This window comes from uncultured Vibrio sp. (assembly GCF_947488985.1).
GTDB lineage: Bacteria > Pseudomonadota > Gammaproteobacteria > Enterobacterales > Vibrionaceae > Vibrio.
In genome coordinates this window covers 92,054-99,563 of record NZ_CANLBV010000002.1, presented here as the reverse complement: position 1 = coordinate 99,563, position 7,510 = coordinate 92,054, and the positions used below count along the sequence as shown (strand labels likewise).

The window sequence follows — 7,510 nt, the reverse complement described above, 5'->3', positions numbered from 1 at the left end:
GGAGCGATACATCGGGTTCGAACCGATGACCTCAACCTTGGCAAGGTTGCGCTCTACCAACTGAGCTAGTATCGCATAATAAAAGGTCTTTCACCTTTCGATTACCGCTTTCGCCATAACCTACAAACTGGAGCGATACATCGGGTTCGAACCGATGACCTCAACCTTGGCAAGGTTGCGCTCTACCAACTGAGCTAGTATCGCAATCTGAAAACGTCTTTCGTCGTTCAGGGCTGCGAATTATAAGAGCATTTTTTTGTGATGCAAGTCCTTAAATGCAAAATTAAGGATTTTTTTGTTCAACTGCTGTAAAAGCACACAAATTTGCAAAAAAAACGGCTCTTATGTCACTGAAAAGTTAGGTAAACGTGAACATTTCATACGACTAGATATTAATAATCGTTTTTCGGTAGTACTGCAGCTCAGCGATCGACTCTCGAATATCGTCTAATGCAAGATGACAACCCGACTTAGAAAACCCATCTAATACTTCAGGTTTCCAACGGCGAGTCAGTTCCTTTAGCGTGCTTACGTCAACATAACGGTAGTGGAAGTACTCTTCCAACTCTGGCATGTGCTTGTAGAGGAAGCGGCGATCTTGACCAATGCTGTTGCCACAAATCGGTGACTTACCTTTTGGTACCCACTTTTCAAGAAACTCAATCGTTTGCTGAATCGCATCTTGCTCTGAAACCGTGCTCTCTTGAATTCGCTTCACTAGACCACTGCCAGTGTGAGTCGTTGTGCACCACTCATCCATCTTATCCAATTCACTCTGAGGTTGATGGATAGCTAAGACAGGCCCTTCAGCCAAAATGTTAAGCTCACTATCTGTCACGATAGTCGCAATTTCAATGATTTTATGAGTTTCAGGATCAAGTCCCGTCATCTCTAGATCAACCCAAATAAGATTCTGATCGCTAAAGGACATAAGGCGTCGCCTATTTGTTTATGTGTAAAAGAGGTACTATACCCAATTAACTATACTCAAACTAGCTTTAGGTCCATGACGTTGGTCTGGCACCAGTAAGATTGTGTTTGAGTTCCCAATCATCAAGTTAGATGTGTTAAGTGAAAAATTGTGGCTAAAAAAAAGAAATTAACCAAAGGTCAAGTGCGTCGCGTACGTAGCAACCAGAACAAGCGACTCAAGAAAGAAGATTCAATCCAGTGGGATGAGAATATGCTGGGTGGAACAAAGAGTGGATTAGTGATCACGCGCTTTGGCCAGCATGCTGATATCGAAGATCTTGAAACGAACGAAGTTCATCGTTGTAATCTACGCCGTAGTATCGAGACCTTAGTTTCTGGTGACCGAGTGACTTGGCGCGCAGGCCTAGAGTCGATGGCGGGTATTTCAGGGGTTGTTGAAGCGGTTGAACCGAGAACGTCAATGCTGACTCGCCCTGATTACTACGACGGTCTAAAACCGGTTGCGGCTAACGTTGACCAAATGGTTATCGTCTCAGCTGTGCTACCAGAGCTATCACTTAATATTATCGACCGTTACTTGATCGCGTCTGAAACCGTGAATATTGCACCGCTTGTTGTACTCAACAAGGTGGATTTACTGAGCGAAGCGCAGATAGCTGAATACCGTGAAACACTCAAAGAGTACGAGAAGATCGGCTACAAAGTGATGTTCGTCAGTAAAGAGTCGGGCTACGGCATCAAAGAGCTAGAGGCTGAACTTAAAGACCGCATCAACATCTTTGTTGGTCAATCCGGTGTGGGTAAATCCAGCCTAGTAAATGCGCTGATGCCAACACTCGACATCGAAGAAGGCGAAGTCTCTGAGAACTCTGGGCTTGGTCAGCACACCACAACCGCGGCACGTTTGTATCACTTCCCTTCCGGTGGTGACCTAATTGACTCGCCAGGCGTGCGTGAGTTTGGCTTGTGGCACCTAGAACCTGACGAAATAACAGAAGCCTTTATCGAGTTTAAACCTTACCTGGGTGGCTGTAAGTTCCGAGACTGTAAACATAACGATGATCCGGGTTGTATCCTGCGTGAAGCGGTAGAGGCGGGCAAAATTAGCAAGTTGCGATTTGATAACTATCATAGAATTATCGAGAGCATGGCGGGCAACAAAGACAACCGCCAGTATTCTCGCAATAAGAAAGCGGATCTTTAGTCGCATTTTTGTCAGCAAATATGTGCCTTTACTGACAGGGCGCGTGATTTTAAGTAACATCTCGCGCCCTAAGCGCCATCAACTGATTGGCATTGAAAACAATTTTTATTTGGGGCAATCGGCATAGCAAGCTGTCGGCGTTCAAAGCGGTCAATCTTGATAGCGAAAAGCCATTTGCCTCAACAACAAACAGCATTGGAAAATGAATACAATGGATAAGATTAAAGTTGGGTTGCAGTACTGTATTCCACAACATGGACTGACTCGTCTGGTCGGCAAACTGGCGGCGGCTAAAGCGGGCGGCTTAACGACAGCGATCATCAACTGGTTCATCAAGCAATACAAAGTGAACATGGATGAAGCGCTGCATAGCGATCCAAAACACTTTAAAACATTTAATGAATTCTTCGTACGTGAATTAAAAGAAGGCATGCGCCCTATCGCTGAAGGCGAGTCGGTTATTGTTCACCCAGCCGATGCGCGCGTCAGCCAATTTGGCCCGATCACTGACGGTCAACTTATTCAAGCGAAAGGTCACAGCTACTCAGCGCGTGAGCTATTGGGTGGTGATGCAAGCCTAGCCGATGAGTTTAAAGACGGCGAATTCGCGACACTTTACTTATCGCCAAGCGATTACCACCGCGTACACATGCCATGCGATGGCACACTGCGCCAGATGATCTACGTTCCGGGTGATCTTTTCTCAGTAAACCCGCTAACGGCAGAGAATGTTCCCAATCTATTTGCACGTAACGAGCGTGTAGTGTGTATCTTTGATACTGAGTTGGGTCCTATGGCTCAAGTACTGGTTGGTGCGACAATTGTGGGTAGCATTGAGCAAGTATGGGCTGGCACCATCACGCCACCACGCGGTAACACCATTTACAAATGGGATTACCCTGCACAAGGTGACAAAGCAATCATCTTGAAGAAAGGCGAAGAGATGGGCCGTTTTAAGCTTGGTTCAACCGTTATCAACCTGTTCGCTAAAGATGCAATCAAGTTTGACGAAACCATGCGAAATGGTGAGAAAACGGTTCTTGGCACCCCTTACGCGCACCTTGCGTCTGCAGAAGCGAAGGCGGAAGCAGAAACGGAAGCACAAGCTGATTCAGAGTAAATTCGCAGTCGACTCTGTTTCTGTTTCAAGACGTAGCTATTTCAAGACGTAGCTATTTCAAGGCATAGATATCTCAAGCGTTGATATATCAAAACGTAAATATCTCAAAACGTAAACATAGAAAGGCGAGCGGTTCAGCTCGCCTTTTTGATGCTCTCTCTAACCTAACCCACATATCTCTCTAACTCTAACTCACACGCATTTCTAACTCTAACTCACACACATCTCTAACTCGAATCCACAAAACTCTCTAACTCACACACCACCAAAGCCCGATCACTGGAGCAAATATTGACGAAAGACAAAACAGTGGCCGAAACCTGAAGCGAGTTTCCAATTTTACCGCTCGCCTCCAAGCAGTAAAACGCCAGATAAATTACTCTATTTGAAGATTTTTTTCATAGGGTCTTTCTCATATGCCTAGGCTTAATATTGGCGTTCTCATCAAGCTGTTGATCTGTTTTGCAATCCCACTAGGCGTGCTCCTAATGCCGATAGATTCGATCCCCATCGATGATCTGACGCTGATTCAGCACCGCTTGTTGGCGATATTCTTATTAGCCGCACTGCTGTGGGTGCTAGAGCCCGTGCCGGTATTCGCGACCTCTATCCTGATCATCACCCTTGAATTGGTGATGATCTCCGACAAAGGCTTGCACTTTTTTAGGCAGCCTCCCACAGGTCACGATCTTGGAGAGTTAATCCACTATACCGACATTTTCGCTGCCTTTTCGTCGCCGATCATCATTCTATTCATGGGTGGCTTTGCTCTCGCCATCTCTGCGTCTAAGTACGAACTCGACAACAACCTAGCGCGCGTTCTATTAAAGCCATTTGGTACGCAGCCACGCTTTATTATGCTGGGCTTAATGCTGATCACCGCCGTGTTCTCAATGTTTATGTCCAACACCGCCACAACGGTGATGATGCTCGCACTGCTTGGCCCAATTGTGGCGTCAGCACCCAAAGGCGATATCGGGATCAAGGCGTTAGTCTTATGTATACCGATTGCGGCCAACACGGGAGGCATCGCCACCCCCATCGGCACGCCACCCAATGCCATCGCCCTGCAATACCTGACGGGTGAACACAGCATCGACTTTCTCAGTTGGATGATGATGGGCTTACCCTTTGTGATCATCCAACTGACCATTGCTTGGTTCCTTCTTCAGAAAATCTTCCCTTCCAAGCAGCAAAACCTAGCGCTTAAGCTCGATGGGCAGTTCCAAAAGAGTTGGCGAGCGATCGTCGTTTACGCCACCTTTGCGGCCACCATTCTATTGTGGATGACCACCAAACTGCATGGCATGAACACCTATGTCGTGTCGATTATCCCTCTTGCTGCCTTTACCCTAACGGGCATCATGGGCAAGGAAGAACTCAAGCTGATTAACTGGGATGTGTTGTGGTTGGTCGCCGGGGGGATCGCGATTGGTATTGGCCTAGATAAAACAGGTTTAGCGGCTGCACTCGCACACGCGATTGACTACCAATCTCTCTCGCCAACAGCGGTGGTCCTGACGCTATCGATTGTCTGCTGGCTGATGGCGAACTTCATGTCCAACACCGCGACCGCTAACTTATTGATGCCAATAGCCGCTGCGATTGGCGCATCGATGGAAAGCTTGGTCGCCATTGGCGGTTTGCAAGGCTTACTGGTTGTGGTCGCCTTCTCGGCATCGCTCGGTATGATCCTGCCAGTATCAACCCCCCCTAACTCATTGGCCTACTCAACCGGGCTTATCGAAAGCAAAGACATGGCGAAAATGGGGGTGATCTTAGGGATTATTGGCCTGCTGCTGGTCTACCTCGCGCTGTACATTCTGACCTGATGCCATACCATTAGGCACGCATTCGTTGCCATGACGTTCGCGCATAAATACTCATAAGCCTGGAAACCAGGCTTATTTACCCCTTACCTGGCAAGACTTTTGATTACCACTCCTTGCTATTTGATTGTTTCTATTGCATAAAATAAAAATGCTTCCCATTAAATATGATTTAATAAAACTATGACTAAGATGGTGGTAATATATTGCTATCAGCAACCCATCAATTTATCGCCTAATACGTCACTGTCATTACACGCCCTAGTCATTAGTCTGTCACCCCAGTTTATTGGAAGACTTGTTAACGCGTCGATCTTTTCGATTTTAGATCCACTGCTTGTCGAAAAACCGGCTCCGTTCTCAAGTGTTTCGACACCCTTTATGACCGCTTATCGATCGTGACTGACATCGGCCTTTATTCAATAAGGGGAATATTCCTTGAGGCACACCATTAAGTTTAAAATTCAGGTCGCGATTACGGTTATTATCGCCGTAGTCAGTGGCGCTCAAGCTTGGATATCGGTCCACCAGCTTGATAAAGAAACCAACGCCGCGATCAAGCAAGAAATGAGAAGCGTGAGCGCAAGCACCACCCACTATATTGCCGATTGGCTGTCCACTCACAGTGATATGATGCTGGCCAATGAATCAACCATATCAAAAAACCAGAACTCGGATCGCGAGTTATTGGTGACCAAACGTGCGGGACACTTTCTATCGGTTTACGCTGGATACAGTGATGGCGTTTTCGCTTACGGCGACAAAACGGAAAGTGTGCCAGCAGACTATGACCCGCGCACCCGTCCTTGGTATACCGATGCCAGTGCGACATCTGAGCTGATCATTACCGAACCTTATCAAGATATTGATGGCAGTATTGTCATCAGCTTTGCCAAAGCCTTCTATGGTGAACGACAGGGCGTGCTTGCTGCAGACTTAACCGTCACCAGCATTATTGATACTGTCCTCAATGTACATCTCGATAACGATGGTTTTGCATTTTTAGTCGATGGTAATAACAATATCGTGGCGTACAACGATGAAGCCTTAAGCCAGCAACCGCTGACCAGCTTGAACCCTGAGCTAACAGCCAACAAGGTCTCGCAACTGCTGCAAAACCAAACGATCACCACGATCGCATGGCCTGGTCAAGGCGATAAACTGGTCTATATGGCCAACGTCCCGAACACAAATTGGTCGCTGGGTATTACGCTCGACAAAGAGATGGCCTTTTCTGCCGTCACTGACTCGATTCAATTTATTACGCTTACCTCTTTGATTTTGTACATCATCATTTCAGTGATCAGCACCATGGTCATCAACCGCTTGCTTTCACCTTTACAAACCTTATCTGACTCGCTAACTCAGCTTGCACAAGGTAAAGGCGATCTCACTCAGCGTATTGATATCGCTCGTATGGATGAGGTTGGCAAACTGGCCGAGCGAGTGAATCAGTTCTTAAACCAAATGCAAGGCATGTTCAAGGATGTGATCGAGCACAGCCATGAACTGAACAATCATACAGAAAAAACCTATCAACTGACGACGCAATCTTCGATTCATATTGAGAATCAGCAAAACGACATCAATCAGATTGCGACCGCGGTCCATGAAATGTCGGCCACCGCTGCCGAAGTGGCTAGTCACGCTGAACTGACAGCCTCCGCCTCTCAAGCGTCCTCCACCGCTTGTCATGAAGGCCAAGAAGTGATTCAACAAAACCGCAACGCCATTATTAGCTTAGCGACACAAGTTGAAGACGCGGCCAATGTGATTCGTGAATTAGAGAATAACGCGCAAAGCATCAACCAGATCCTATCGACGATTCAAGGCATTGCCGCGCAAACCAACCTATTGGCATTGAATGCGGCGATTGAAGCAGCGCGCGCTGGTGAGCAAGGGCGTGGTTTTGCGGTTGTTGCCGATGAAGTTCGAGTGCTCAGCCAAAGAACCCACGGCTCGACGGAAGAGATCCGAGGGATGATTGATACGCTACAGAAGAATACTGCGCACGCCGTAGAAAGCATGGCGACCAGTACACAATTGGCAGAAAACAGCGTTGGCTTCGCCGAGCAAGCCGATGGCAGCTTGCTAAAAATCACCCAAGCGATCACGGAAATCAACGACATGGCACTGCAAATCGCGAGCGCAGCAGAAGAGCAACGTGCGGTAAGCGAAGACATCAGTCGTAATACCCAAGGGATTAAAGATGCCTCTGACAATCTGGCGCAACAAGCAGAAAGCAGCCGTAATAGCTACAATGAAATGAGCAGCGCGGCAGAGTCGATGCGCCGAGATGTAGAACGCTTTAAGGTCTAGCCTCTCTTCTTTTAAGGCTTAGCCCTTCAACGTTTTAAGAGACAAAACCTTCTACGTTTAAGAGACAAACCCATCACCGAGAATCAAGCGCCGCTTTTATGAATA

5 protein-coding genes and 2 tRNA genes are annotated in these 7,510 nt (G+C 47.2%); 4 read left to right on the top strand and 3 right to left on the bottom strand.

Annotated elements, in window-relative coordinates; all coding sequences use genetic code 11:
• Nucleotides 1-2: 2 nt before the first annotated feature.
• The 3 genes from Q1A70_RS01005 to orn form a co-directional block, all read right to left on the bottom strand.
• Nucleotides 3-75: transfer RNA gene (locus Q1A70_RS01005), tRNA-Gly, on the bottom strand.
• A gap of 53 nt (nt 76-128) precedes the next feature.
• Nucleotides 129-204, bottom strand: a tRNA-Gly gene (locus tag Q1A70_RS01000).
• Between the two features lie 181 nt (nt 205-385).
• Nucleotides 386-931, bottom strand: coding sequence for an oligoribonuclease (gene orn / locus Q1A70_RS00995; RefSeq protein ID WP_299686074.1), 546 nt, complete (start codon nt 929-931; stop codon nt 386-388).
• A gap of 150 nt (nt 932-1,081) precedes the next feature.
• Between orn and rsgA the strand changes: the two genes are divergently transcribed.
• The 4 genes from rsgA to Q1A70_RS00975 all read left to right on the top strand — a co-directional run bounded on the left by rsgA (nt 1,082) and on the right by Q1A70_RS00975 (nt 7,405).
• Entirely contained in the window at nt 1,082-2,137 is a 1,056-nt protein-coding gene (rsgA, locus tag Q1A70_RS00990; RefSeq protein ID WP_299686071.1) for a small ribosomal subunit biogenesis GTPase RsgA, read from the top strand.
• 211 nt (nt 2,138-2,348) lie between these two features.
• Nucleotides 2,349-3,257, top strand: a complete 909-nt coding sequence (gene asd, locus Q1A70_RS00985) for an archaetidylserine decarboxylase (RefSeq protein WP_299686068.1) — start codon at nt 2,349-2,351, stop codon at nt 3,255-3,257.
• Between the two features lie 416 nt (nt 3,258-3,673).
• Nucleotides 3,674-5,089: an SLC13 family permease gene (locus tag Q1A70_RS00980; protein ID WP_299686064.1), complete on the top strand. Its 1,416-nt coding sequence runs from the start codon at nt 3,674-3,676 to the stop codon at nt 5,087-5,089.
• A 435-nt stretch (nt 5,090-5,524) separates the two neighbouring features.
• Nucleotides 5,525-7,405, top strand: a complete 1,881-nt coding sequence (locus tag Q1A70_RS00975) for a methyl-accepting chemotaxis protein (RefSeq protein ID WP_299686061.1) — start codon at nt 5,525-5,527, stop codon at nt 7,403-7,405.
• Nucleotides 7,406-7,510 lie beyond the last annotated feature (105 nt).